Annotated in this window: 29 protein-coding genes; 15 read left to right on the top strand and 14 right to left on the bottom strand. The window is 66.0% G+C overall.

The genetic code is table 11. From position 1 onward, the window contains the following. Complete coding sequence (locus FOA17_RS12340) at positions 1-903, bottom strand: dihydrodipicolinate synthase family protein (protein WP_149141794.1); 903 nt, start codon at positions 901-903, stop codon at positions 1-3. Next, positions 900-1622, bottom strand: a complete 723-nt coding sequence (locus FOA17_RS12345) for a GntR family transcriptional regulator (protein ID WP_149141795.1) — start codon at positions 1620-1622, stop codon at positions 900-902. The genes FOA17_RS12340 and FOA17_RS12345 overlap by 4 nt, the downstream gene beginning before the upstream one ends. A 137-nt stretch (positions 1623-1759) precedes the next feature. Between FOA17_RS12345 and FOA17_RS12350 the strand changes: the two genes are divergently transcribed. The 4 genes from FOA17_RS12350 to FOA17_RS12365 are packed head-to-tail and all read left to right on the top strand — an operon-like array spanning position 1760 to position 5811. After that, a complete protein-coding gene (locus FOA17_RS12350) occupies positions 1760-2836 on the top strand; it encodes a quaternary amine ABC transporter ATP-binding protein (RefSeq protein WP_149141796.1) in 1077 nt (358 codons plus the stop codon). Next, the gene (locus FOA17_RS12355) at positions 2836-3789 is read left to right on the top strand and encodes an ABC transporter permease (protein ID WP_149141797.1); all 954 of its coding nucleotides are present in this window, start codon (positions 2836-2838) and stop codon (positions 3787-3789) included. Before FOA17_RS12350 ends, FOA17_RS12355 begins: the two co-directional genes overlap by 1 nt. 32 nt (positions 3790-3821) lie before the next feature. Continuing rightward, positions 3822-4808, top strand: a complete 987-nt coding sequence (proX, locus tag FOA17_RS12360; protein WP_149141798.1) for a glycine betaine/L-proline ABC transporter substrate-binding protein ProX — start codon at positions 3822-3824, stop codon at positions 4806-4808. A gap of 52 nt (positions 4809-4860) precedes the next feature. Next, the gene (locus tag FOA17_RS12365) at positions 4861-5811 is read left to right on the top strand and encodes a GlxA family transcriptional regulator (RefSeq protein WP_149141799.1); all 951 of its coding nucleotides are present in this window, start codon (positions 4861-4863) and stop codon (positions 5809-5811) included. 6 nt (positions 5812-5817) lie between these two features. Here the strand turns inward: FOA17_RS12365 and FOA17_RS12370 are convergent, their stop codons facing one another. From FOA17_RS12370 to ubiT, 4 genes are all read right to left on the bottom strand, one after another. Then, positions 5818-6441: a TetR/AcrR family transcriptional regulator gene (locus FOA17_RS12370; protein ID WP_149141800.1), complete on the bottom strand. Its 624-nt coding sequence runs from the start codon at positions 6439-6441 to the stop codon at positions 5818-5820. A 67-nt stretch (positions 6442-6508) separates the two neighbouring features. Continuing rightward, positions 6509-7423: a ubiquinone anaerobic biosynthesis protein UbiV gene (gene ubiV, locus FOA17_RS12375; RefSeq protein WP_149142003.1), complete on the bottom strand. Its 915-nt coding sequence runs from the start codon at positions 7421-7423 to the stop codon at positions 6509-6511. Positions 7424-7427: 4 nt separating this feature from the next. Next, positions 7428-8405 (bottom strand): ubiquinone anaerobic biosynthesis protein UbiU, encoded by a 978-nt coding sequence (gene ubiU, locus FOA17_RS12380; RefSeq protein WP_149142004.1) that lies wholly within the window; start codon positions 8403-8405, stop codon positions 7428-7430. Next, positions 8405-8932 carry a ubiquinone anaerobic biosynthesis accessory factor UbiT gene (ubiT, locus tag FOA17_RS12385; RefSeq protein WP_149141801.1) on the bottom strand — a complete coding sequence of 176 codons (528 nt, stop codon included), beginning with the start codon at positions 8930-8932 and terminating at the stop codon, positions 8405-8407. The genes ubiU and ubiT overlap by 1 nt, the downstream gene beginning before the upstream one ends. A gap of 116 nt (positions 8933-9048) precedes the next feature. On the opposite strand from ubiT, the gene FOA17_RS12390 reads away from it, so the two are divergent. The 4 genes from FOA17_RS12390 to FOA17_RS12405 are packed head-to-tail and all read left to right on the top strand — an operon-like array spanning position 9049 to position 12913. After that, complete coding sequence (locus FOA17_RS12390) at positions 9049-10533, top strand: UbiD family decarboxylase (RefSeq protein ID WP_149141802.1); 1485 nt, start codon at positions 9049-9051, stop codon at positions 10531-10533. Continuing rightward, positions 10530-11111, top strand: coding sequence for a UbiX family flavin prenyltransferase (locus tag FOA17_RS12395; protein ID WP_149141803.1), 582 nt, complete (start codon positions 10530-10532; stop codon positions 11109-11111). The genes FOA17_RS12390 and FOA17_RS12395 overlap by 4 nt, the downstream gene beginning before the upstream one ends. Beyond that, positions 11108-11770, top strand: a complete 663-nt coding sequence (gene ric, locus FOA17_RS12400; protein ID WP_149141804.1) for an iron-sulfur cluster repair di-iron protein — start codon at positions 11108-11110, stop codon at positions 11768-11770. Before FOA17_RS12395 ends, ric begins: the two co-directional genes overlap by 4 nt. Before the next feature lie 3 nt (positions 11771-11773). Continuing rightward, positions 11774-12913, top strand: a complete 1140-nt coding sequence (locus FOA17_RS12405; RefSeq protein ID WP_149141805.1) for an NnrS family protein — start codon at positions 11774-11776, stop codon at positions 12911-12913. 49 nt (positions 12914-12962) lie between these two features. On the opposite strand, the gene FOA17_RS12410 is transcribed toward FOA17_RS12405, so the two are convergent. The 6 genes from FOA17_RS12410 to FOA17_RS12435 all read right to left on the bottom strand — a co-directional run bounded on the left by FOA17_RS12410 (position 12963) and on the right by FOA17_RS12435 (position 16761). Then, complete coding sequence (locus FOA17_RS12410; protein ID WP_238991806.1) at positions 12963-13706, bottom strand: DUF1217 domain-containing protein; 744 nt, start codon at positions 13704-13706, stop codon at positions 12963-12965. Positions 13707-13777: 71 nt separating this feature from the next. Further along, complete coding sequence (flbT, locus tag FOA17_RS12415) at positions 13778-14182, bottom strand: flagellar biosynthesis repressor FlbT (RefSeq protein ID WP_149141807.1); 405 nt, start codon at positions 14180-14182, stop codon at positions 13778-13780. Then, a complete protein-coding gene (flaF, locus tag FOA17_RS12420; protein ID WP_149141808.1) occupies positions 14179-14556 on the bottom strand; it encodes a flagellar biosynthesis regulator FlaF in 378 nt (125 codons plus the stop codon). The genes flbT and flaF overlap by 4 nt, the downstream gene beginning before the upstream one ends. Before the next feature lie 70 nt (positions 14557-14626). Next, positions 14627-15844 carry a flagellin gene (locus tag FOA17_RS12425; protein WP_149141809.1) on the bottom strand — a complete coding sequence of 406 codons (1218 nt, stop codon included), beginning with the start codon at positions 15842-15844 and terminating at the stop codon, positions 14627-14629. A 202-nt stretch (positions 15845-16046) separates the two neighbouring features. Continuing rightward, positions 16047-16379: a hypothetical protein gene (locus tag FOA17_RS12430; RefSeq protein WP_149141810.1), complete on the bottom strand. Its 333-nt coding sequence runs from the start codon at positions 16377-16379 to the stop codon at positions 16047-16049. After that, entirely contained in the window at positions 16369-16761 is a 393-nt protein-coding gene (locus FOA17_RS12435; protein WP_420841709.1) for a rod-binding protein, read from the bottom strand. The genes FOA17_RS12430 and FOA17_RS12435 overlap by 11 nt, the downstream gene beginning before the upstream one ends. Here FOA17_RS12435 and FOA17_RS12440 point away from each other — a divergent pair. Genes FOA17_RS12440 through FOA17_RS12450 form a run of 3 tightly spaced genes read left to right on the top strand, consistent with a single transcriptional unit; the run spans position 16760 to position 19465 of the window. Then, the gene (locus FOA17_RS12440; protein WP_149141811.1) at positions 16760-17941 is read left to right on the top strand and encodes a flagellar hook-length control protein FliK; all 1182 of its coding nucleotides are present in this window, start codon (positions 16760-16762) and stop codon (positions 17939-17941) included. The genes FOA17_RS12435 and FOA17_RS12440 overlap by 2 nt on opposite strands. A gap of 10 nt (positions 17942-17951) precedes the next feature. Further along, positions 17952-18611, top strand: a complete 660-nt coding sequence (locus tag FOA17_RS12445; RefSeq protein WP_149141812.1) for a flagellar hook capping FlgD N-terminal domain-containing protein — start codon at positions 17952-17954, stop codon at positions 18609-18611. Between the two features lie 38 nt (positions 18612-18649). Next, positions 18650-19465, top strand: coding sequence for a phosphotransferase family protein (locus FOA17_RS12450; RefSeq protein WP_149141813.1), 816 nt, complete (start codon positions 18650-18652; stop codon positions 19463-19465). Here FOA17_RS12450 and ubiB read toward each other — a convergent pair. After that, positions 19462-20985: a 2-polyprenylphenol 6-hydroxylase gene (gene ubiB, locus FOA17_RS12455; protein ID WP_149141814.1), complete on the bottom strand. Its 1524-nt coding sequence runs from the start codon at positions 20983-20985 to the stop codon at positions 19462-19464. The two genes, FOA17_RS12450 and ubiB, sit on opposite strands and share 4 nt — an antisense overlap. Next, positions 20985-21734, bottom strand: a complete 750-nt coding sequence (ubiE, locus tag FOA17_RS12460) for a bifunctional demethylmenaquinone methyltransferase/2-methoxy-6-polyprenyl-1,4-benzoquinol methylase UbiE (RefSeq protein ID WP_149141815.1) — start codon at positions 21732-21734, stop codon at positions 20985-20987. The genes ubiB and ubiE overlap by 1 nt, the downstream gene beginning before the upstream one ends. A gap of 94 nt (positions 21735-21828) precedes the next feature. Between ubiE and mutM the strand changes: the two genes are divergently transcribed. The 4 genes from mutM to dnaA all read left to right on the top strand — a co-directional run bounded on the left by mutM (position 21829) and on the right by dnaA (position 25843). Then, positions 21829-22680 (top strand): bifunctional DNA-formamidopyrimidine glycosylase/DNA-(apurinic or apyrimidinic site) lyase, encoded by an 852-nt coding sequence (gene mutM, locus FOA17_RS12465; RefSeq protein ID WP_149141816.1) that lies wholly within the window; start codon positions 21829-21831, stop codon positions 22678-22680. Between the two features lie 72 nt (positions 22681-22752). Continuing rightward, on the top strand, positions 22753-23529 hold the full coding sequence (locus tag FOA17_RS12470) for an enoyl-CoA hydratase (RefSeq protein WP_149141817.1): 777 nt from the start codon (positions 22753-22755) through the stop codon (positions 23527-23529). A 147-nt stretch (positions 23530-23676) separates the two neighbouring features. Continuing rightward, entirely contained in the window at positions 23677-23949 is a 273-nt protein-coding gene (gene rpsT, locus FOA17_RS12475; RefSeq protein ID WP_149141818.1) for a 30S ribosomal protein S20, read from the top strand. Between the two features lie 514 nt (positions 23950-24463). After that, on the top strand, positions 24464-25843 hold the full coding sequence (gene dnaA, locus FOA17_RS12480) for a chromosomal replication initiator protein DnaA (RefSeq protein WP_149141819.1): 1380 nt from the start codon (positions 24464-24466) through the stop codon (positions 25841-25843). Positions 25844-25915: the final 72 nt, after the last annotated feature.

Consider the following 25915-nt stretch of genomic DNA (forward strand, 5'->3'; position numbering starts at 1 on the left):
TTACTCCGCAACGATCTGGGCGATGGTGGTCTTGAGCACGCGCACCGTCTGTTCCAGCTGGCGCTTGTCGTCCTTGTTCAGGGGTTTCAGCGGCGGGCGCGGCGGGCCGGCATATTGGCCCATCATCTCGCAGCCATGCTTGATGCATTGAATGAACTTGCCGCCCTGTTCCAGCACCCGCATCAGCGGCATCAGCGCCGACATGATGCGGCGACCCTTGTCGAAATTGCCCTCGATCGCGCAGGCACGATACAGCGCCAGATGTTCGGCCGGCAGAAAGTTGGACCCGCCGCAGACCCAGCTGCGCGCGCCCCAGGCAAAGAATTCCAGCGCCTGATCGTCCATGCCGCAGGACATCTGGATATGCGGGTAATCGCGCGCCAGCAGATGCACGCGGTTGATGTCGCCGCTGCTTTCCTTGATGGCACAGATGTTGCGCGACCGGCCCACGCGGTCCAGGAATTCCTCGCCCATGGTGATGCCCATGCGGCCGGGATAGTTATAGAGCATGACCGGCAGTTCCGCCGCGCGGTCGATGGCCAGCGCGTTCAGGGCGTTTTCACGCTCGGTCGGGACGGAATAGGGCGGGCTGCCCACCAGGATGGAATCCGCCCCGATATGCGCCGCATGTTCGGCCATGGTCAGCGAATCCTCCAGCCGGATCGCGACGGTGCCCACCATCAGATGCGTGCGGCCGCGCGTCACCTCACGCGCGAGGGTCGCCAGTTCCTGCCGTTCCTGCATGGTCTGGGCATAATATTCGCCGGTCGAGCCGCCGTTGATGATGCCGTGAACCCCGGCCGCGATCAGATATTCCAGCTGCGCGACAAAGGCATCGTGGTCGATGCTGCCATCCTCGCGATGGGGGGTGATGGCGGGGGTGTAGATGCCCTCGAATCTCATGAGGCTCCTCTCTGCTCCAGCGGCTCCGGCGCGCGGCCGAGCGGGAAGCGAATGCTGACGGGGGTGACGAAACTTTCGATCTGGGCGCGCGACAGTTCCCAATGCGCCACGGCCAGATCGGCGGCGGCATCTGCATCGCCGGCCTCGATCAGCGCGATGAATTCGTCATGCTGATCGGCTGCGGTGGCCGAGATGCAGGCCATGGCGGCCTTGCGCGGGTCGTAAAAGGTCATGCCGATGCGGGTATGGTCGATGAGCAGGCGCCGCAGGCTGGGCATGAGGAATTCGTTATCGGCCATGTCGCCGATGATGGAATGGAACCGTTCATTGCCGACGGCGCGTTCGGCGGCATTGCCGTTGCGGATCGCCTGACGAAACGCCCATTGGCATTCCTTCAGCCGCGCGATCTGTGCGGCAGTGGCATGTTCGGCGGCCAGACGGGTGACCGCGGCATAGATCATCGGCGCCGCAACAAAGAAATTGCGCAGGGTCTTGTGCGTCATCGGCGCGACCTGCGCGCCGCGGTTTTCATGCAGCACCACATAGCCTTCGCCGGCCAGCTGGCGCAGCACCTCGCGCAGCGGGGGGCGCGAGATGCCATAGGTTTCGGCCAGCTCGGTTTCGTCCAGATAGACGCCCGGCTCCAGCACCTGGGTCAGGATCTTGCGGCGCAAGTCCTCGGTGCAGATGGCTTTCTTGCTGCGCGATTCGGTTTCCATGGGGATGCTCCTGCCTGAGTTGCCAGTCTGTTTTGACTGCGAGTCAGGGTTCGTGTCCATTGTGTAGTGCATCAAAATACATATTGTCTACTGAAAAAATCTGTGGTTAGTTTTCCTCAGTTCAAGGGGGATTCTGCATGGTCGAACTGCGCGAGGACGTCATCCGCTGCGAGGGGATATGGAAGATCTTCGGTGACAGATCGCGACAGGCGACAGAGGCCGTGCGCAACGAGGGCCTGACGAAAAAGGAAATCCGCGAAAAGTTCGACTGCGTGGTCGGCGTGCAGGATGCCAGCTTTACCGTCGGCAGGGGCGAGATCTTTTGCATCATGGGGCTGTCGGGGTCGGGCAAATCGACGCTGATCCGCCACATCAACCGCCTGATCGAACCGACGCTGGGCGCGGTCTATATCGAGGGGCAGAACGTCAATGCGATGAACGCGCAGGAGCTGCGGCAACTGCGGGCCGAAAAGATCGGCATGGTGTTTCAGTCGATGGCGCTGATGCCGCATCGCACCGTGCGCGACAATGTGGCCTTTTCGCTGGAGGTGCGCGGCGCGTCCGAGGCCGAGCGCGCCAAGGTGGCCGCGCGCGCGATCGAGATGGTGGACCTGACCGGCTGGGATCGCAAATACCCGGACGAGCTGTCGGGCGGCATGCAGCAGCGCGTCGGCCTGGCGCGGGCGCTGGCGGCGGACCCGACGATCCTGCTGATGGATGAACCGTTTTCGGCGCTCGACCCCCTGATCCGGCGGCAATTGCAGGGCACTTTCATGGATCTGTCGGCCGAGCTGCACAAGACCACCGTCTTCATCACCCATGACCTTGACGAGGCGATCCGCATCGGTGACCGCATCGCGATCATGAAGGACGGCGTGCTGGTGCAGATCGGCACGCCCGAACAGATCGTCACCGAGCCCGCCGACGATTATGTCGCCGAATTCGTGGCGGGGATCTCCAAGCTCGATCTGGTGACGGCGGCGCGCATCATGCAGCCGCTGGCCGCCTATACGCAGGCGCATGGCCCGCAGGATACCGCGCGCTGGCCGGTGGCGCGGCCAGAGCAAAACCTGAACGAACTGGTCGATCTGGCCGTGGGCACCGATCACCCGATCCTGGTCCGCGCCGAGGGCGTGGCGATCGGCGTGGTGACCAAGCGCGCGCTGCTGCGGGGCATCCAGGGCCGTGACGAAACCGAAGGGAGGGCCGCCTGATGGCCGAAACGACGACGTTCGACTGGCTCAACCCTTTCGCCTCGATCGACCTTGGCATCGCGACCTGGGCCGACGGGATCAAGCAATGGGCGATTTCCAACCGCGACATGATCCAGCCGATCAAGCGGGTCTTTGAAAAGGCGATCATCGGCATCGAGGGCGCGTTGCAGGCGGTGCCGCCGCTGGTCATGCTGATCCTGCTGGTGCTGATCGCCTGGCAGGCGGCGGGGCGGCGCGCGGCAATCGTGGTCGGTTGCTGTCTGATGGTGCTGGGCGTCCTTGCGCCCGAGGCCTGGGGCCTTGCCATGACGACGCTCGCCATCGTGACGGCTTCGGTGCTGCTTTGCGTGCTGATCGGGTTGCCGCTGGGCGTGCTGGCGGGCAAGAGCGACAGGTTCGAGGCCGTGATCCGCCCGGTGCTGGACACGATGCAGACCATCCCGGCCTTTGTCTATCTGGTGCCTGTGGTGATGATGATCGGCATCGGCAATGTGTCTGGGGTGATCGTGACGATCATCTTTGCGCTGCCGCCGCTGGTGCGGCTGACCTCGCTGGGCATTCGCGGCGTCAATCCCGCCGTGGTGGAGGCCGCCCGCGCCTTCGGCGCCTCGCCCGGGCAGATCCTGCGCAAGGTGGAACTGCCGCTGGCTACACCGACCATTCTGGCGGGGCTGAACCAGACGATCATGCTGTCGCTGTCGATGGTGGTCATCGCCTCGATGATCTCGGTCAAGGGGCTGGGCAACGAGGTGCTGCGCGCCATGGGGCGGCTGGATGCCGGCAAGGCCATCGTCGGCGGCCTTGGCATCGTCATGCTGGCCATCGTGCTGGACCGCATCACCCAGGGGCTTGGCCGGTCGGGCCGTGATCGCGGACACAAACCCTGGTGGCAGACCGGGCCTGTCGGCCTGGTGGCCGGATTTTTCACCCCAAAAAATGAAGAAACGCGCTGAACGCGACATCACCAACCAACCTGGAGATATCCATGAAACACCTCAGCACTGCCACGGCGCTTCTGGCGCTTCTGGCTTCGACCCCCGCCCTGGCGCAGGACAAACCCGGTGAAGGCGTGACCGTCCGGCCGATCATGTCCACCCAGATGGAGGAGGATTTCCAGCACAAGATCCTGTTCCGCGCGCTGGAAGACCTCGGCTATACCGTGGCCGAGCCGAACCAGGCCGATTATCAGACCATGATCCTGGCCGTCGGCGCCAATGACGCCGATTTCAGCGCGGTGGAATGGCGCAGCCTGCATGACGGCTTTTACCAGGAGGCCGGCGGCGATGCGGTGATGACCAAGGTCGGCACCTATATCGAAGGCGCGCTTCAGGGCTATCTGATTGACAAGAAGACCTATGACAGCGGCATCACCGATCTGGCCCAGCTGGCCGACCCCGAGGTGGCCAAGCTGTTCGATGCCGATGGCGATGGCAAGGCCGACCTGGCGGGCTGCATTCCCGGCTGGGGCTGCGAGCGCGTGATCGAGACTGGGCTTGACGCCTACAAGCTGCGCGACACCGTCACGCATAACCAGGGCGCGTATCAGGCGATCATCGCCGATACGATCGCGCGGTTCCAGAATGGCCAGCCGATTCTCTACTACACTTGGACGCCCTATTGGGTCTCGGGTGTGCTGGTCCCGGGCCGCGACGTGGAATGGCTGAGCGTGCCCTTCACCGCCCTGCCCGACGGCGCCACCGGCAATACCGAATACGAGGGCAAGAACCTCGGCTTTGCGGTGGACAGCATCGGCGTGATCGCGCGCAACGATTTTCTCGCGGCGAACCCGGCGGCGGCCAAGCTGTTCGAGGTGGCCAAGCTCGACATCAACGACATCTCGGCCCAGAACAAGCTGATCGCGGATGGCGAGAATACCCCCGCCGCCATCGACAAGCATGCTGCGGACTGGATCGCCGCGCATCAGGCGGAATATGACAGCTGGCTGGCGGCCGCGCGCGCGGCGGCAAAGTAACCACCACATGCGGGGCGCCTGTGACGGGCGCCCCTTTTCCCCGGGGCAGGCGATGACCGCGACCACCCATTTCGTCTTCCTGATGCTGCCGGAGTTTTCGCATCTGGCGTTTTCCTGCGCGCTGGAGCCGCTGCGCATCGCCAATCTGGTGGCGGGCAAGCCGCTGTATCGCTGGACGCTGATCAGCTCCGAGGGCGGGACGGCGACCTGTTCCAACGGCTCGGTCACGCTGGTGCAGGGCGGGCTGGAGCCGCTGCGTCATGCCGACCGGCTGTTCGTCATTTCGGGCATCCACATGACGCAGCATGTGACGCCCGAATTGCTGGCCTTCCTGCGCCGCGAAAGGGCGGCGGGCACGCCGCTGGGCGCCATCTGTTCGGGCGCCTATGTCCTGGCGCGGGCCGGATTCCTGGACGGGGTCGAGACGGCGGTCCATTGGGCCTATCACGATCTTTTCCTTGAGGAATTCCCTGACGTGCGACTGGTCCGCAACGTCTTTGTCGCGCGCGAGCGGATCATCACCGCCTCGGGCGGGACGGCGGCGGCGGATCTGATGCTGCATCTGATCGGCAGCCAGCACGGCACCGATCTCGCAACCGAGGTGGCCGACCAGATGGTCTACAACGCCGTGCGAGAGGGGAGTGCGGCACAGCGGGTTTCGCTGCAATCGCGGCACGGGATGCGCAATGACCATCTCAAGCGCGCCATCGCCATCATGGAGCGCTGCATCGAGGCGCCGGTCTCGCCCAGCCTGGTGGCCGAGGAGCTGGGCATTTCCACCCGGCAACTGGAGCGGCTGTTCGGCCGCTATCTGAATTCCACGCCCAAGCACTACTTCATGGAAATGCGGCTGAACCGGGCGCAGAACCTGCTGGTGCAGACCGAACAGTCGATCACCGAAATCGCGATGGCCTGCGGGTTTCAGTCCACTTCGCATTTTTCCAAGGTGTTTCGCGGCCATTTCGGCAAATCGCCGCTGTCGCACCGCACCACGCTGGCCTGACCGCCTTCAGGCCGTCAGACGGGCGCGAAACCGCGCCATCTCGTTCGCGGGGGGGCGCTTGCCGGTAAAGATCTCGACATAGTTCGGCACGCGGTCCAGCCGCAGGGCCATCGGTTCTTCGGTCTGCATCGAGATATAGCCGATCTGCACCAGATAGATCGTGCGCGCCCGCACATCGGCATCCTGCGGATCATGGCCCCAGCGTTCCAGCATCTGCTGCAAGGCGGCCAGACGCTCGGTATCCACTGCGCGCAGCCGCGCCAGCACGGCGGCATCCTGCAAGGCCCATCCCCGCACCGCGAATTCCAGCCGGGCATCAAAGCTGGTCTCCGACAGAAAGCAGCCGATGACGTTCAGCATCGCCTCGGTCCCGGTTTCGGCATAGGCGTGGCTGGCGGCGACCATCGGTTCGGTGGTGCGGCCGGCCCACATCTCGATCAGCGCGGACAAGAGCGCGGCGCGATCCTTGAAGAACCAGTAAAAGCTGGTGCGCGACAGTTTCAGCCGCGCGCCGAGGGTCTGAATCCGCACCGCATCGACGCCCTGTTCGATCAGCGCATCATAGGCGGCAGAGACCCAAAGTTCCGGCGACCCGCGCCAGCCCGTTTCCTGTTCATCCGGTCTGTCCATTGCGGCAGATTACGCCGCAAGCGGTGGGCGATCAAGGGAATGTGCAGCATTGCCCGCTGGCTGGACATTACTGAACACGGGCGGGGGTGGCATCGCCCGACCAGGCCGCGCCGGCTGGTCCGGTCAGGAACCCGTCCGACAGGATGCCATCGGGCACCAGCGGCCGCAAGCGCGCCGCCAGATCGGCCCCCGACTGTTGCCCCGCCAGCCCCGCCGCATAGGCCCGACAGATCTCGGCAAAGTCGCGCGATTGCGGCGACAGGCGCAGCGCGGCGACGCCCGCCTCGCGCAGGGCGTCGATCTGCAAGGCCATGCTGGCGGTGGATTGGCTCAGCGTCTGCACGCCGTTCACCGCCAGAAAGCGCTGATGGTCCAGCGTCGCCACGTCGCGGCCATCGGGATCCTCGCCGCAGACGAACTGGCAACTGTCCTTGGCGCGGTCATGCAATCGCGCGTGATAGCAGCGCGCCGAAATGGCCAGCGGCAGCCGGCCATGACCCCAGACCTCGATCGGCACGCCCTCCTCGCGCCCCAGACGGGCCAGCACGGCGACGGATTCCAGCGTCAGTTCCGGCGGCAGGCAGACCCGACGCGCGCCGCGCCGGATCAGCCAGCGCAGGGTGCCTTCGTTATAGACATTCACCAGCGGCCCGACCCAGAAGGGCTGTCCCGCCGGCAGATGCGCCAGGGCAGAGAGGTCGTTCACCTCGACCGGCAGGCCCGTTTCGAACAGATCGGCGGTCTGCCGGCGTTCGCGCCGTAGCGTGATCAGCGCGAGCGAGGTCAGCGCGACCTCCTTGCCGGCGGCGCCGAGCCTGTCGATGGCGGGGCCGATCTCATCTTGCCAGAAGGGCAGCCGCTTGGAACAGACCAGTTCCCCCAGCACGACGCGGGCGACCGGCGTCTCGGCAAGGTCGTGGTAAAAGGCGCGGACACGCGTGGCATCCCAGAAAAAGAAATTGGGGCCCACCGTCAGGTCCATCATGTCATCTCCAGGTCTTTGCATAGGCGCCGGTCGTGGCCTTTTGCCCCTCGGCCAGGCGGGCAAGCTGGCTTTCGGGCAGCGGCCGACCGGCGGCCTGCGCCTCGACCGCGGCGCGAAAGGCGCGCACCACCTGCGCCACATAGGCGCGGCTGCGCTGCCGCCCCTCGATCTTGAGCGCGCGCACCCCCGCGCCGGCCAACCGCGGGATCAGATGGGTGGCATCCAGGCTGACCGGATCCTCAAAGATATGGCCGGTCTGCGGGCCAGAGGTGAAACACCCCTTGCACAGCGTGGGATAGGGCGCCGGGGCGGTTCTGGCGGTGCGGTGGATGGTAAAGCCGCCCAGCCGCGCCGCCAGATCGTTGCCCTCTTCGGCATAGGCCACATGGCTGGCGGGCGAACAGACGCCGTTCATGTTGGGCGATTTGCCGGTGGCATAGGATGAAAGCGAACAGCGCCCTTCGGCCATCACGCAAAGCCCGCCAAAGACAAAGACCTCGGTCTCCACGTCGATCTCGCGATTGATGGCGGCGATTTCCTCGACCGTAAGGACGCGGGGCAGCACCACGCGGCGCACACCAAAGGCGCTGGCATAGAGGTTGATCGCATCGGGATTGGCCGCCGCCGCCTGCACCGACAGGTGTCGCCGCAGGCCGGGGTGATGTTCGGCGGCATGGGCCAAGAGCCCGAGATCGGCCAGGATCACCGCATCGACCCCCGCAGCCTCGGCATGGGCGAGGGCGCGGTGCCAGAGCGGCTCGGCCCCGGCGCGGGGAAAGGTGTTGATCGCGACCAGCACCTTGGCGCCGCGCGCATGGGCAAAGCGCACGCCCTCGGCCATGTCCTCGGGGGTAAAGTTCAGACCGGGAAAGTTGCGGGCATTGGTTTCATCGGCAAAGCCGCAATAGACGGCATGTGCCCCGGCCTCGACGGCGGCACGCAGGGCGGCGGGGGTGCCGGCGGGGCAGACAAGTTCCATCATGCGAAATCATCCTGGCGGTGAAGGGTCAGGCCGCTGGCGCGCTCGGCCCGCAGCAATGCCTGGCGCAGCGGCCCGGCCAGCGGGCCGGAAAGCGCGGCCAGTTCGCCGGCCAGATCCAGTTCGGCATCGTCGATCGCGTTGCGCAGGGCCAGCACGGCGGCGGTGTCGCCCTCAACCGCCAGATCGCGCGAAAAGAACAGCGCATCGCCATCCTCGGCCCCGTGCATCATCGCCAGAAAGGCCGAAAGCGGCCCGGCGATGCGCGCGTCACAGGCGGGCGGGCGGCTGCGGCGATGCGCGGTCATGGTCTGGCCCTGCGGATGCAGCAGCAAAAGCCAGGGCAGATCGACCGGATCAATCAGGAAATGCCGGTCGGCATGGTCGCCCATCCGGCGGGTCATCTCGGGGTGCGCTTGCGCCATGCGCCGGGTCAGGGCGCCCAGCAGCAGGCTCAGCGGTCGCAGCGGCAGGGGCAGGGCGGCCAGCCGCAGGGCATGCGGCAGGCGCGGCAAGGGTGCAGTCATGGATCGGTCCCGCAAGGCATGCGCCCTTTTAGGCAATCGGGGCGCGGCAGAGATTGACGATAGTCAAGTCGCCTCGCCGGGGCGGGCGTTATCCGGGCGGAAAAGGAACCCGTGTCATGCGCAGCCTGCCCGTCTTTGCCGATCTTCGCGCCTTTCTCGGCTGGACCGAGGAGGCGGGCGATCTGGCCCGCATCGCCGAGCCGGTGGCCCTGCGGCACGAGATGACGGCGGTGCAGCTTGCGGCGCTGCGGGCGGGCGGGCCGGTGCTGCGCTTTGACGCGGCGATGCAGGAAGGGCGGCCTGCGGCGATGCCGGTCATCGCCAATCTGTTTGGCACGCCGGCGCGGGTGGCGGCAGGGTTGGGCCTGCTGCCCGAGGAGGTGCCGGATTTTGGCGCCTTTCTGGCCGCATTGCGCAGCCCGCCGGCGGTGGAGGGCATGCGCGATGCGCTGTCACGCTGGCCGATGCTGCGGGCCGCGTTGCAGACGCGCCCGCGCATCCTACGGCGCGGACCGGCCCAGGATCACCGCGCGCCTGCCGACATGTCGCTGGTGCCGGCGCAGACGCCCTGGCCCGAGGATGCCGGGCCGCTGCTGACCTGGCCTGTGGTGATCACCCGGCCGCAGGATTCCGCCCCGGCGCAGGTGTCGCGGTATAATCTGGGGGTCTACCGCGCGCAGGTTCTGGGCGCCGACCGGCTAATCCTGCGCTGGCTGGCGCATCGGGGCGGCGCGGCGCATCACCGCACATGGGCCCGCGCGCAGGCGCCGATGCCCGTCGCCATCGCGCTGGGCGCCGATCCTGCCACCCTGCTGGCGGCCGCGCTGCCGCTGCCGGAAACCGTGTCGGAGATCGCCTTTTCCGGCGTGCTGCGCGGCGCGCGGGCGGAATGGACGCCGGCAAGCACGGTGCCTCTGCTGGTGCCTGCCACCGCCGAGATCATCCTGGAGGGCTGGATCCACCCTGGCGAAACCGCGCCCGAGGGGCCGTTTGGCGACCATACCGGCTATTACAACGCGGTGGAGCGGTTTCCGCTGATGCGGCTGTCGGCGATCACCCACCGGCGCGATCCGCTCTACCTGACCACGGTCACCGGGCGCCCGCCGGACGAACCCTCCGTCATCGGCGAGGTGTTCAATTCCCTGGCCCTGCCGGTGATCCGCGCCCAGATCCCTGAGGTGACCGACCTCTGGCTGCCGCCCGCCGCCTGTTCCTACCGCATGGCCGTGGTGCAGATCGACAAGCGCTATCCGGGCCAGGCGCGGCGGGTGATGCTGGCGCTGTGGGGCATGCTGGCGCAGTTCAGCTATACCAAGACCATCATCGTGGTGGATCGCGATATCGACCCGCGATCCTGGGATGACATCGCCTGGGCCATGGCCACGCGGATGGACCCCGCGCGCGATGTGATGCTGATCGACGGAACGCCGATGGATTATCTTGATTTCGCCAGCCCGCGCGAGGGGTTGGCCGGCAAGATGGGGATCGACGCCACCACCAAGATCGGGGCCGAGACGACGCGCGACTGGGGGCAGGTCATGGCACTGGATCCGGCGCATGCGGCCCGGGCAGAGGCGCTTTTGCGCGGTGTGCTGCGATGAGAGCGCGGGTCGTGCTGGGAGTTTCCGGGGCGTCGGGCGCGGTGCTGGCGCTGGATTGTGCCCGCGCCCTGGTCGCCCGCGGCGCAGAGCTGGATCTGGTGTTGTCAGCCATGGCCGAGCGCACGCTGGCGCTTGAGGTCGGGCCGGATGCGGTGGGCGCGCTGCGTGCCCTGGCGGCCCGGGTGCATCCGGTCACCGATCTTGGCGCCGCCATCGCCAGCGGTTCCTGTCCGCTGCACGGGATGATCGTCGCGCCCTGTTCGATGCGCAGCCTGGCCGCCATTGCTCAGGGGCTGGATGACAATTTGCTGACCCGCGCCGCCTCGGTCCAGCTGAAGGAGCGGCGGCCGCTGGTGCTTTTGGCGCGCGAGGCGCCGCTGACGCTGGCGCATCTGCGCAACATGACCGCCGCGACAGAGATGGGGGCGATCGTGATGCCTCCGGTTCCCGCCTTTTACCTGCGCCCCGCCACGACGGCGCAGATCACCGCCCAGATCGCCGCGCGCGCCGTCGATCTGCTGCGCATCGCCCCGCCCGCCGCGCCTGCCTGGACCCCGAACGAAGGACATGCCCCATGACCGAGCTTTCCCCTACCCTGCCTGTCGGTGATATCGCCGCCGATCTGCCCGGCGCCGCCGAGCTGTTCCGCCGGCTTGGCATCAGCTTTTGCTGCGGTGGCAATGTGACCCTGGCCGAGGCTGCGGCGCGCAATGGCCTTGCGGTCGCGGATGTGCTGGCCGCCTTGCAGGAACTGGCCGCCGGCCTGCGCCGCGATGCCCCGAACGAGACGCTGCCGCTGATCGACCACATCCTGTCGCGCTATCACGAAACCCACCGGACCGATCTGCACTGGCTGATCCCGCTCGCGCAGAAGGTGGAGACGGTGCATGGCGACCACGAGGCCGCGCCGCTGGGCCTGACCGAGGCGCTGCTCGCGCTGCGCGACGATCTGGAAAGCCACATGATGAAAGAGGAACAGGTGCTGTTTCCGATGATGCGGCAGGGTGGGCATGCGATGATCGCCCATCCGATCGCGGCGATGCGGCATGAACATGACAGCGCCGCCGCGCTGCTGGGCGCGGTGGAGCGGGTGACCCACGGGCTGACCCTGCCCGAGGGCGCCTGCGGGTCCTGGACCGCGCTCTATACCGGGCTGCGCAAATTCTCCGACGATCTGCGGACCCATGTCGCGATCGAGAATGACATCCTCTTTCCCCGGTTCGAACCGGCGCACTGAGCGATGCGGGCCTTCGGTCCTGTGGCGCCCTGGCGGGCGCCGCATCTGCCGTTTTTTCTGCTGGCCGCGCTTTGGGCCGCAGTCGCGCCGCTGGTCTGGCTGCTGCCGCTGGTGGCGGATCCGGTTGCCTGGCACCGGCAAGAGCTGATGCTCGGCATGGTGGGGGCCGCAATGGCCGGATACCTGCTCAGCGCGCTCCCGCACTGGATCAAGCGGGCGGGGCGCGGCTGGCGGCCGGGGCAGCGGGCGCTGCGCCTGCTGGTGCTGGCCTGGGTCGCCGGGCGGATCGCGGCGCAAGGGGGGGAAACGGACGGCATCGTGCTGGCCGGCATCGCGGCCTTTCCCTTGGGGTTGAGCTTTTGCCTGTTGCGTTCGGTGCTGTCGGCACGGCTCTGGTCGCGGGTGCCGATTGCGCTGGCGCCGGTCGGGTTGTTGATCGTGGGGTTGCGATTGCGACTGACCGGCGATGGCCTGTCGGCGGTGCTGGCGCTGGCCCTGCTGATCGCGCTGGTCGGCGGCCGGATCGTGCCGGCCTTTCTGGCGGCGCGGGCAGGGTTGCTTCCGCCCTCGCCCCCCATCTTGCCAAGGTTGGCCGATCTCGCGTTGGCGCTGGCCCTTATCGCCCCGCTTGCGGGTTGGACGGGGCAAGAGGCAGGGGCCTTGACGCTGATCGCCGCGGCAGGCCAGGGCGCGCGGATATGGTGCTGGCCCCTGCGGGCCGCCCGGCAGGCCGATCTGGCGATGCTGGTCATCGCCTGGTGCTGGTTGCCACTGGGCCTGCTGCTGACGGGCCTTGCGCTGGTGACGCCGGGGATCGTGCTACTGCCGGCAGGGCTGCACGCACTCACCATGGGGGCGATGGGCGGCATGATCCTGGCGGTGATGGCGCGCGCCTCGATGCGGCGCCTGCCCGGCGCACTGCTGGCCGGTACCGCGCATAAGGCCGCCTTTGGGCTGGTCATGTTGGCGACATTGCTGCGGTTTGCCTATCCGGCCTGGTCCGCGGCGCTGCCCCTGTCCGCAGCGATCTGGTGCCTGGGCTGGGCGGCCTTTGCGCTGGTCGCGCTCCGCGCGCTCTGGTCCCCGCTGCCCCATCCGATCCTCAGTGCGGCAAGGGTCAGCGTGGCCGCGCCGCAAGACTGACCGCGGTGCGCACACCGTGGTGGTGCAGGCGCGTGCTGGTTTGCGGAACTCATAACCGTAACGAGAGACTGCCCTGCCGGGCTTGCAGCAATTGCAGGGCCGCGCTCGCCGGACTTGTGCCGTTTGATCCTTCGGCGATCTGGGCCTGAAGCAGATAGCGCCGGACCGTCTTTTCCAGAACCTCGGGCTTGGCAAATTGCGACAGATCCGGCGAACCCAGCAGGGATTTGCTGCGCTTCCGCAGTGTCGCGACCTGCTGGTCGATATCAAGTGCGCCAAAGCTGGAGGGCAAGGCGAAAAGGGTCTGGAACATGTTGCGCAGCGGTTCAGACCCAATCACCTTGAACCATTTTGTCGTTTCGCTGTCAGAGGATTGTGCAAGGTCGGGCAGTTCGCGTTCCGCATAAAGCGCGATACGCATCGAGGCGCTCTGATCGCCAACCGCGGTCTCGAAACCCTGCTGGCGATATTGTGCGATGATCCTGTCGGCAAAGTCGGAAAGCTTGTTGCGCGGCGTCGTAAAGGTGCCGAAGCCAAAGGCATTGGCAAGATCGGCATAGCGCTTGTCCGACAGTTTGTTGGCGAGTGAATCGCCTTGCAAAGTGTCGCTTTCCAGAACCTTGCGCAGGAAGTAGCGGTTGTTGATATCGTCTGACAGGCCGAAGGCGCCGAGAGCGACACTCAGCAGGCGGCGATCGGCCACGAGCTGCTCGGCAGTGTCGATGCCGCCGATCTTTTCCCGGAAATACGTCTCGGCCCGGACCTGATCCGGTGCCTTGGCCAGCGTGGCCATCTGTTGCGCCTGGGTCCGTTTGAGGAAGGCCCAGCCGGCATAGCCGGCCAGGGGCAGAGAGATTTGCGCGCTCATGCGCGCCGCGCGGCAAAAAGACGCTCCTCCCGCGGCAGGAGTTCGCGCAGAGATTTCAGGGCCTGATAGGTCTGCCCGTCCAGAACCGCGCGACTGGCCTGGGCCAGCTGGAGCCGGCTGTCATGGTCGGTCAGAACCTGGCTCAGCTGCTCGATACCGCGCAAAAGCTGCTGGCGCGCATCCTCGGGGCTGGCATCGCCTGACAGCACAAGCTGCGCGATATAGCAGACCCGGCGGACGGGGGTATTCACCTCCTCGGGGTGAATCGCGTCGCGCAGGCGCAGGATATGCGCGTTGGGAGTCATGATCGCGATCCGCGACCGCCTGTCGCCATTCTCGATCACGGCACCATTGATCAGCACCCGTTCATGCGGGCCGAGTTTCAGCACAAGCCCGGTCATGGCCGATCTCCGTCACCGCGCAGGCCGCGCATGATAGCGGTATTGATCTCCACCAACACCTCGGGGGCGGCATTGCCGGACATGACCTTGCGGCTGTGCTGATCGGTGAATTCATAGAGATAGAACAGACGCGCCCGCAATTGCTGCGGCAGGCCGTTTTCGGGATGCGACACATCGGTCGCGAGCAGGCGCCAGAGCCGCAGGTTTTCGTGCAGGGCGCTGACCAGGCCCGGGAAATCCTTGCCCCGCAGGGCACAGGCATCCTGGAGGCGCCGGGTGATGCGCGCGAAGAGGTCATATTCGACCTGCCGCGGATTGCGGTGGGAGCCCTCGGGGCGGCCATAGGCGGCCCGGGCAAAAGCTTGTGCGTTCACGGATCATCCTTCCTGGATATGGGGTGCGAAGGAGAGGCCGCGGCGGTCTGGGTCGCCGCGGCCAGATCCGTCAACGGAACAGCGACAGGATCGACTGCGGCGCCTGGTTGGCGATCGACAGCGACTGGATGCCCAGCTGCTGTTGGGTCTGAAGCGCCTGGAGCCGGGCCGAGGCCTCCTCCATGTCGGCATCCACCATGGCGCCGATGCCGGTCTTCATCGCGTCAGCCAGCTTGCCCACGAAATCCTGCTGGATTTCGATGCGTTTCTGCGCCGAGCCGAGTTCCGCCGAGGCGTTGACCGCCGTTTGCAGCATGGTCTCAATCCGGGTGAGGGCATCGGTGGTATTGCTCACCACGTTGATCTGCGACAGCGCGCCAAGGCCACCGGCACCGGCATTGGTATACTGACCGTTCACCGACATGTCGTTCGTGCCGTCATTCACGAAGGAAAGCTGCCCCGGGGTGCCGCTGTCATAGTTCACCACCAGACCGTCGATGCCAAGGCTGTCGATGGCGTTCTTGAGCCCGACCGCGATCATGTCGGGCACGGTGTTCGACATGGAGGCGTTGGCGGCATCCACATCATCGGCGGTGACGGTATAGCTCACCGACTTTTCGCCGAGCCGCAACGAGATCTTGTCGCCCGCCACCCAGGCATTGGTGCCATCCGCGACGGTGAAGTCGCCGGTGCCGCCGCCGCCGTCGAGCGACAACACGAAGGTATCCCCATTGGTCGAGGCCGTGCCCGAGGTCGAGAAGACATCGTTCGCGGTATAGGTGCCAAAGCCCAGATCCTGACCGTTGACGGTGATCGAAGACGCGACCGTGGTGCTGCCCGAACGGTCAAGCGAGGCCAGCACCGCCATCGAGGCGGTATTGCCATCCACCAGATTGAGCCCGTTGAACTGCGCCGCCCCGACGACCGAGCCGATCTGGCCGGTCAGCGCGTCGATATCGGCCTGGATCTTGTTGCGATCGACATTGGCGCCCTGCGCCGCGACGATCTTGCCCTTGATCTCGGTCAGAAGGTCGGTGACGGTTTCGGCGGCCTGGCGCGCCACGGTCACGGTGGAATTGCCGAGGTTGAGGCTGTCGGAAATGCCGTCAAAGCCCTTCACATCCGATTCCATCACCTTGGAAATGGCCCAGACGGCCGCATTGTCCTTGGCGCTGGCGACGGATTTGCCCGTCGAGATCTCGCTCTGAACCTTGTTGAGGTTCGAATTGATGCCCTTCATGGTCTGAAGGGCCACCATTGCGCCGGTATTCGTCAGAATGGACGACATGTCCTGGTCCTTTTCATGCGCCGCGGCTTTGCTCGCGGCTGGGATGGCCATCTGGCCGATTTGGCTTTCGCGCCCTGCGGCTACCTCGGCGGCGCCGCGCCACCCCGTCGTGGGATGCCCTCCGATTGATGCGGTCCAACCGCTAACAGATCGCTAAGAGCCGGATATTCGGGCAGGCGGAATGCCTTGCATTTGAAGAAGATCAGAACCGTCTATGCAGCCGGGTCGCAGGTGCCGCGCTCTGGCGTTGCCCGGCATGGTCATAGGTCACGAGGCCGTCCAGCGCGGCCGCGATCTCGGCCAGGCGCCGCCGTGCCGCGCGCACGCCACGGGTTGCGGCTTGCAAGAGCGGACGGTTTGCCTCGGCCAATGCCAGCAACTGTTGCAGCGTTTCCGGGTCGCGGCCGGCCAGCCGTGGCAGCGCGGCGGAGAGGGCAACTTCGATCGCCTCGAGCCGCTCGATCCGCCCCGAAAGCAGGCAATCGCGCAGATCGCCCAAAAGCGATTCGATCTCGGTGGCGGGGTCATCCTTCATGGGTTTCGGCCCGGATCATGCTGCGAAAAAGGGCTTCGCTAAGGCCGATTCCTCCGGCGGCGACCATCTGGCGGGCTTGTTCCTCGCGCAGGAACGACGTGAACTGATTCTCGCCATCGCCGCCGCCAAAGGGGCCCCGCACGGGTTGGAGGCCAGCGCGGCCCAGCATTTCGGCCAGGAAGGCGCCCTCGAGCTCCTGCGCCTTCGCGCGTATCTTTTCCTGCCGGTCCACCGGAATGGCGGAGAGGTCTTGCGAATGCGAGGGGATTTGCATGGGCCACCTGATTTGCTGCGGATTTTCCCGATCATTTCGCAAGGCGGTAAACATCCGGTAACCAGTTGGCGGAATAAGATCGGGCAGATGCAGGAACGGATACCGCATGATCGAGCCCCTTCTTCCCGCACCCGTCGCGGTGCCCTTGCCGGCGATGGCCGTGGCCTCTGGTGATGGCGCGGCCTTCCTTGACGTTCTGACCGAGCTTGAGCCCGGAACTATAGACGACCCCGCGTCCGATGACGGTGAGGCGGGGCGTGAGACGGTCTTGCTCTGCGCGCCCCTGCCTTGCCCGCTTCCGACAGAACTGCCGCCTGCGTCAGAGGCGGCGGTTCCGGAAGCGACATTTGAAGGCGGGTGCAGGGTGGCGCCCGCCGAAGGAGGGGCCGAGTCAGCGCACCGGGTGCCGCTGTCTGAGGGCGCATTGCCGCCCGCGGCCGATGCAAAGCCCGAGGCCCCGGCGATGCCCGAAGGGACGGCAGACACTCCGCTACCCGACAGGGCTGCTGCTCCATCGCAGGTTTCCGAGAAAATGCCGACCGGTCCTGTCCTGCCCGCGCATGGGCCTGCGCCCACGCCTCTGCGAATCGCACCGGATGCCGCGCCGCAAAAGGTGGTTGCGCCCGACCTTCCCGAGGCGGCAGAGCGCGCCTTGCCGTCCCCCGAACGGCCCCATGGTCTGCCAGAGCCGCATCGGCATTCCCCGATTGCCGCTGCTGCCGATCCCGCGCCGGAGGGGCCGACGCAAATGACGGACGGCACGCCCGCGGCCGCGCTGGATATCGCGCAGGCAATGCCGCTCAGTCACCCACCTCTGATGCGCATCGGCAACCTCGTGCACGGCTATCTGCGGCAGGAATCAGTGCTGGTAACACACGCCCCCCAAGACGCGGCGCGGGCCGCCGAGCCCGTGATGATCGTCGCGCGGTCATCCGAGGGGGGCGCTGACCAGATCGAAATCCGGCTTGACCCGGAGGAGCTGGGACAGCTGCGAATCGCCCTAACGCGCGACGGCGACACCCTGCGCGTGTTGGTGCAGGTCGAGCGGGGCGAGACGCTCGACCTGATGCGCCGACATGCCGATACCCTCGCGCGCGAACTGCATCAGGCCGGTTTCTCCGGCGCAGAGATGAGCTTTGGGCAATGGTCGCAGCACGCGCCCCCGTCGCAGGCGGCTGTTGAAACGCCCGAGATGGCCGACCCGCCCAATGCGGCGCCTCACCCGTCCTACCTGTCCTCTCACCCCGCTGCGATGCCAGTGATGGCGGGACTGAACATTCGCATCTAGGAGGTTACCCATGGATGTTGCTGCAACGACTTCCGGCGCGACCAAGGTCAGTTCCGCCGCCTCGGGCAGTGCCGCGCTCACGTCGGATTTTCAGACCTTTCTCAAGCTGATGACAACGCAGCTGGAATTTCAGGATCCGATGAATCCGGTGGACAGCACCGAATACCTGTCGCAGCTGGCCAGCTTTTCCGCAGTGGAGCAGCAGACACAGACGAACAAGCTGCTGACCGGGCTTCAGTCCAGCGTCGCGATGCTGGGCATGGCGCAGGTCGCGACCTGGGTCGGGCATGAGGCGCGGGCGGTGATGCCGGCGCTGGTTTCGGGCGGTGAGGCGGTCCCGATCGTGCCCGAGATCGCGGCGGGCGCCGACAGGGCGGTCTTGGTCGTGCGCAATTCCGCAGGCCAGCTGGTGAGTCGCGTCGATCTGCCGGTGAATAGCCAGGGCTTTGACTGGCAACCGAAGGATATGGCGGGCCAGCCGCTTGCCGACGGGCTTTATGACTTGGTGGTGGAGAATTCGGCTGATGGCGAGGCGCTCGAGACGACCGGGGTCGAGGTTTATGGCCGGATCGACGAGGTGCAGAGCCTGAATGGCGAGATGATCCTGGTCATGCAGGGCGGGCGCAAGGTGGCGTCTTCGGCTGTGACGGCGCTGCGTGACGGGCTCTGACTTGCGCATGGCGGGGGCTGGCCCTAGCTTGCGCGGCGATGATGCAGGCAGCGCGCCCCCTCACGCCTTCGGCCCGGTTGAAACGGGCGGTTCAGCCCGTGCTGGACCCGGCCGCCTCATGGGAGCCGCTGAGGGGCGGGCGCAGCAATGCGGTCTGGCAGGTCGGGGATTGCGTGGTGAAGCACTACCGCCCGGAGGCCGCGAGCCCGCTTTTCGCGAATCTTCCCGCACAGGAACGGTTGGCGCTGGAAGCGCTGGCGGGGCAGGGTCTGGCGCCACGGCTGCGGGCCGCAGGCCCGGACTGGCTGGTCTACGATCATGTGCCGGGGGCGGTCTGGTCGGGCGATCCGGCGCCGGTGGCCCGCGCATTAGCGCGGCTGCATGGTCTGCCGCCGCCCGAGGGGCTGCGCAGGGGGGCGACCGGACCGATGCTGCGGGCCGAGATTCTGGGCTGGGCGCCTGCCGATGCCGGCCTGCCGGTCTGCCCCGCCTGGCCTGCCGACCTGTCGTCCTTGGGCCGCTTCATCCATGGCGACGCCGTGCCGGGCAATATCATCGCGGCGCCAGGTGGCCCGATCTTCATCGACTGGCAATGCCCGGCGCTGGGCGATCCGGCGGAGGATATCGCGACCTTCCTGTCGCCGGCGATGCAGATGCTTTATGTCGGGGCACCGTTGCAAGAGGATGCCGTGGCGCGCTTTCTGGCATCCTATCCGCAGACCGAGATCGTGGCGCGGTATCAAAGGCTTGCCCCGCTCCTGCATTGGCGTATCGCGGCGCATTGCGCCTGGAAGGCGGCCCGCGGCGATGCGGATTACGCGGCGGCGCTGCGGCTGGAACTGGAGCGGCGCTAAAGCAGCCCGCCCGCGACAACGCCCAGCAGCACGAGCCCGGCACCCGCCCCCATCCAGACCAGCGGATGCACAGCACGCGGCGGCTCGGCCGGTGGCCGCGACTGGCGCACCAGCTGCGCCTCAACCAGTGCCGGCAATTTGGGCCCGAAGCGGCCCAGCACGCGCGCCGTCTGCATCAGGTCCCGCAGCAGCGCGCGCGGGCCGATATTCGTCTTGATGTAATCCTCGACGATGGGGCGGGCGACCTGCCAGATGTTGATATGGGGGTCAAGCCCGCGCGCCACGCCTTCGACCACGACCATCGTGCGTTGCAGCAAGATCAGCTCGGTGCGGGTCTGCATCCCGAATTTCTCGGTGACTTCAAAGAGATAGGCCAGAAGGCGCGCCATGGAAATACGGCTGGCCTCCATCCCGAAGATCGGCTCGCCGACCACGCGCAGGGCGCGGGCGAATTCGTCGATATCGCGATCGGCGGGCACATAGCCGGCCTCGAAATGCACCTCTGCGACGCGGCGGTAATCCTTCTTGATGAAGCCGAACAGGATCTCGGCATAGACGCGGCGGGTATATTCGTCGAGCCGCCCCATGATGCCGAAATCATAGGCGATGATGCTGCCATCCGGCCCGACCTTCAGGTTGCCCTGGTGCATATCGGCGTGAAAGAACCCGTCGCGCAAGGCATGGCTGAGGAACAGCTGCAACACCCGCGCGCCAAGCGCCACGCGGTCATGGCCGGCGGCGTCGAGTGCGGCATTGTCGGCCAGCGGCACGCCTTCGGCCCAGCCCATCGTCATCACATTGCGCGACGACAGAGACCAGATCGGTTTGGGCACACGGAAACCGGCATCGCCTTCGGTATTGGCGGCGAATTCGGCGGCGGCCGAGGCCTCCAGCCGCAGGTCCAGTTCGCCCATTACCACGCCTTCGAAATGCGCGATGACATCCATTGGCCGCAGCCGGCGCGACGAGGGCGAAAGGGTTTCGATGGCGCGCGCGGCGAACCAGAAGGCGTCGATATCGCGGCGGAAGGCGCGTTCGATCCCCGGGCGCAGCACCTTGACCGCGACATCCTCGCCGGTGCCGGCAAGGCGCGCGCGATGCACCTGCGCGATGGAGGCGGCGGCGACGGGTTCGGAAAACGCGCTGAACAGGGTGTCAACCGGCTGGGCCAGTTCCTCCTCGATCATCGCGCGGGCGACCGAGACGGGGAAGGGCGGCAGCTTGTCTTGCAGATAGCGCAGCTGGTCGGCCAGTTCGTCGCCGACGATATCGGGACGGGTCGAAAGGATCTGGCCGAACTTGATATAAGCCGGGCCAAGTGCGGTCAGGGCGCGGGTGGTCGGCGGCAGGGACGGGTCGCCCTTCAGCCCCAGCCATTTGAATGGCCAGCCGAGGATGCGGGCGACGGCGCGCAGGCGCGGCGGCGCGTCCATCGCGGCCAGAACCTGCCCGATGGCGCCGGTGCGTTCCAGCGTCGCCAGCGTGCGCACGAGGCGGAGGATATTGTGGGGGCCGCGCATCAGATCTTCCAGCCGGAATGCAGCGCCGCGATCCCGAGCGAGAGGTTGCGATATTTCACCTGACCAAAGCCCGCCTTGCGGATCATGCCGGCGAAACTGTCCTGATCGGGGAATTTGCGAATGCTCTCGACCAGATACTGATAGCTGTCGCGGTCGCCCGCGATCACCTGGCCCATCACCGGGATCAGGTTGAAGCTGTAAAGATCATAGGCCTTTTGCATCAGGTCATTGGGGATCTGGCTGAATTCCAGCACCATCAGCCGCCCGCCGGGGCGCAGCACGCGATAGGCCTCGTTCAGGGCGTCCTGCACGCGGGTCACGTTGCGGATGCCGAAGCTGATCGTATAGGTGTCGAAGGTATTGGCCGGAAAGGGCAGCGCCATCGCGTCGCCCACCACCCAATCCAGCTGGTCGGTCATGCGACCGGCTTCGGCGCGCTGGCGCCCCTCGACCAGCATCGACTCGGTCATGTCCAGGACGGTGGCATGGGCGCCCGGCGCGCGTTTGAGGTAGCGAAACGAAATGTCGCCGGTGCCGCCCGCCACGTCGAGCAGCCTTGTCCCCGGGCGCGGGGCCAGCCAATCCATCATCGCATCCTTCCAGATGCGGTGGATGCCAAGGCTCATCGCGTCATTCATCACGTCATATTTGCTGGCGACGCGGGTAAAGACGCCATGCACCATGCCGGCCTTGTCGGCCTCGTTCACCGTCTGAAAGCCGAAATGGGTGGTTTTCTGGTCGTCGGTCATCGGATACTCGCAGGGCTTGCCGTCGCGGCGCTGGACCCCCTTATAGGCCAGAGCGCGCCCGCCGCAATGCGCCGATCTGTCCGAAGGGGAAGCCATGCCCGAACTGCCCGAGGTTGAAACCGTCCGCCGCGGCCTGTTGCCGGTGATGGAAGGGCAGGTGATCGCCCGCGCGCAGGTGAACCGGCCCGATCTGCGCTGGCCCTTTCCGCTGGGCATGGCCGACCGGCTGACCGGGGCGCGGGTCGATGCGCTGCGGCGACGGTCGAAATACATCCTGGCCGATCTTTCGACCGGCGAGACGCTGCTGGTTCATCTGGGCATGTCGGGGCGGATGCTGATTTCGGGCGCGCAGGTCGGTGGCTTTCACCACGATCACCCGGCGCCGGCCAAGCATGATCATGTGGTGCTGGATATGGCGGGCGGCGCGCGCGTGACCTTCAACGATGCCCGCCGCTTTGGCGCGATGGATCTGATGCCGACGGCGGGGGCCGAGGCGCATCCGCTGCTGTCGGTGCTGGGGCCAGAGCCGCTGGGCAACGATTTTCACGAGGATTATCTTGCGGCGCGGCTGCGCGGTCGCGCGACGCCGATCAAGTCGGCGCTGCTGGATCAGCATCTGGTGGCGGGTCTGGGCAACATCTATGTCTGCGAGGTGCTGTTCCGCGCCGGCATCCATCCGGCCCGTCTGGCCCGCGACGTGACGCCAGAGGAGATGGCGCGCCTGGTGCCGCTGATCCGCGCGGTGCTGGCCGAGGCGATCGAGGCCGGGGGATCGTCGCTGAAGGATTATCGGCAGGCGGATGGTGAGCTGGGCTATTTCCAGCACCGTTTTCGCGTCTATGACCGTGAAGGCCAGCCCTGTTTGACTCCCGGATGCGGGCAGGTGCTGCATCGAATCGTGCAATCGGGGCGGTCGAGCTTTTTCTGCCCTGCCTGTCAGCGGTAACGTCCCGTCCTTGCCCTTGCGCCCTGCGGTCAGGCTGGTAGGAGTCTTCGCAGACCAAAGGGGAGCCTCCGCATGGCCTATGAGACGCTGATCGTCGAGATCGAGGATTATATCGCGCTGATCCGCCTGAACCGGCCCGATGCGCTGAACGCATTGAACAGCAAGCTGCTGGGCGAATTGTCGGAGGCGCTGAAGGCCGCCGATCGCGACGATTCGGTGCGCTGCATCGTGATCACCGGGTCGGAAAAGGCCTTTGCCGCCGGGGCGGACATCAAGGAAATGTCCACCAAGGGCTTTGTGGAGATGTTCGGCGAGGATTTCTTTGCCGCCGAGGCCGATGCGATCACCCGCGTGCGCAAGCCGATCATCGCGGCCGTGTCGGGCTATGCCCTGGGCGGCGGCTGCGAGCTGGCGATGGCCTGCGATTTCATCATCGCCTCGGATACCGCCAAGTTCGGCCAGCCCGAGATCAATCTGGGCGTGGTGGCGGGCATCGGCGGCACGCAGCGGCTGACCCGTTTCGTCGGCAAGTCCAAGTCGATGGACATGCACCTGACCGGCCGCTTCATGGATGCCGCCGAGGCAGAGCGTTGCGGTCTGGTGTCGCGCGTGGTGCCGGCCAAGGATCTGATGAGCGAGACGCGCAAGATCGCCGCCAAGATCGCCGAAAAGTCGATGCTGACCGCGATGGTGGTCAAGGAATGCGTGAACCGCAGCTATGAGACCACGCTGCGCGAAGGCATCCTGTTTGAACGGCGGGTGTTCCATGCGCTGTTTGCCAGCGAAGACCAGAAAGAGGGCATGGCCGCCTTTCTGGAAAAGCGCACGCCGCAATTCCGCGACAAATAAGGCTTCCCTTTCCGCGGCCTTTCCCCTATAGGCCCACGTCACATGCGCGTGGGCCCGCTTAGGCAAGAATCATGACCGCTCTGTCGGAGGGGTCTGCCTTTGGGTCATTGTCGCCACCGAAACAGAAGATCCGAAGGAACCAAGCCCATGGCCAATACGCCCCAGTCCAAGAAACGCGCCCGTCAGTCGGAAGCCCGCTACGCCGTCAACAAGGCGCGTCGTTCGCGTATCCGCACCTTCCTGCGCAAGGTCGAAGAGGCCATCGCCTCGGGCGACCAGACCGCTGCTGCCGAAGCGCTGAAGAATGCCCAGCCCGAGCTGGCCCGTGGCGTCACCAAGGGCGTTCTGCACAAGAACACCGTCGCGCGCAAAATGTCGCGCCTGACCGCCCGTGTGAAGGCTGTCGCCGCCAAGGCCTGATGTAACGGCCGAATCCGGCGTGACATGAAGACCACGCACTAAGCGCGCCAATCGGCGCGCTTTTTGCGTTTTCAAGGGTTTTTTGACGAAATCTGGTGCCAAATCACCCCGGCGTGGCGTTTTTGCAAGGGGTGCGGGATTCGGTGCAACGGGCACCCCTGTCAACAGAGAAGATCGGTTGCAGGGCCTGCGCCCGCCTTGCTAGCTTGCCCATGCGATTCACGGTGTCCTGGGGGACAAGCCGAGATCGTGTGACAGATGAGGGGGCTGCCACCCTGCGCATTCACGCAGGTTCCCGTCAATTGTCACGCGAAGCTTGCTTGAGGTCTGCGCAACTTGCGCGACATGCACTTCTGTCACACGACGGGCCTTCCCGTCGTGCCGACTGTTTTGCGCCTCACCCCCCCGGCGCAGCCGCGCGCTGCGACGGTTCCCTGTTTGGAACCGCCAAGTTTCAAGACGGGCGTTTTGCCCCAATCAGGCCAAGAATGGCGCGGGACGGGTTGAGAAGAAAATGACGAACGAAACTTGGGGTGAGATTCGTGAGCAGCTTGAAAAACATCTTGGAAAGACCAACTACGCCACCTGGATCGAGCCGCTGCGGCTTTCTGATCTGAAGAACGGGGTTGCGCGGTTCGAGGTTCCGACCTCGTTCTTTGGCGATTGGGTCAACCGTAATTTCGGCGACCATATCCGGTCGCATCTGAATGCCAATGGTCAACAGGTCGATCGCGTGGAGTTCGCGGTCAAGGCCGCCCCGCGCGGCGCCGCCCGCCCTGCGGCCAAGACACCCGAATCGAAGCCCGCCGAGGCGCGGCCCCGCCCCGCCCCGCGCCGTGCCGCGGATGAGGATCTGCCCGGCGCGCCGCTGGATGCGCGTTTCACCTTTGACAGTTTCGTGGTCGGCAAGCCGAACGAGCTTGCCCATGCCGCCGCGCGGCGTGTGGCCGAGGGCGGGCCGGTCACCTTCAACCCGCTGTTCCTCTATGGCGGCGTCGGGCTCGGCAAGACGCACCTGATGCATGCCATCGCGCATGAATTGCAAACCCGACGCCCGGATCTGCGCGTGCTGTATCTGTCGGCCGAACAGTTCATGTATCGCTTCGTTCAGGCGCTGCGCGACCGGTCGGTGATGGATTTCAAGGAACTGTTCCGCTCGGTCGATGTGCTGATGGTCGATGACGTGCAGTTCATCGCCGGCAAGGACAGCACGCAGGAAGAATTCTTCCATACCTTCAACGCGCTGGTCGATCAGAACAAGCAGATCGTGATTTCCGCCGACCGCGCCCCGGGCGAGATCAAGGATCTGGAGGAGCGGATTCGCAGCCGCCTGCAATGCGGGCTGGTGGTCGATCTGCATCCGACCGATTACGAATTGCGGCTGGGTATCCTGCAACAGAAGGCCGATCAGTATCGCGACCAGTATCGCGGCCTGGTCCTGGCGCCCGGCGTGCTGGAGTTTCTGGCGCATCGCATCACCACCAATGTCCGCGTGCTGGAAGGCGCGCTGACGCGGCTTTTTGCCTTTGCCTCGCTGGTGGGGCGCGAGATCACGCTGGATCTGACGCAGGACTGTCTGGCCGATATCCTGCGCGCCTCGGATCGCAAGGTCACGATCGAGGAAATCCAGCGCAAGGTGGCGGAGCATTACAATATCCGCCTCAGCGACATGATCGGGCCGAAGCGGCTGCGCACCATCGCGCGGCCCCGGCAGATCGCCATGTATCTGGCCAAGCAGCTGACCCCGCGCAGCCTGCCCGAGATCGGCCGCCGCTTTGGCGGGCGCGACCACACCACGATCATGCATGGCGTGCGCAAGATCGAGGAGCTGATGGCGACCGACAGCCAGCTGGCCGACGATCTGCAACTGCTACGGCGTCTGCTTCAGGCCTGAGAAACGGGGGCTTCGGCCCCCTTTCTTCTGGCGCATTCGGGCCACGCTTCGGCCCGGCGCGGCCACATCCGC

This window comes from Gemmobacter caeruleus, assembly GCF_008271655.1.
In the GTDB taxonomy this organism is placed as follows: domain Bacteria; phylum Pseudomonadota; class Alphaproteobacteria; order Rhodobacterales; family Rhodobacteraceae; genus Gemmobacter; species Gemmobacter caeruleus.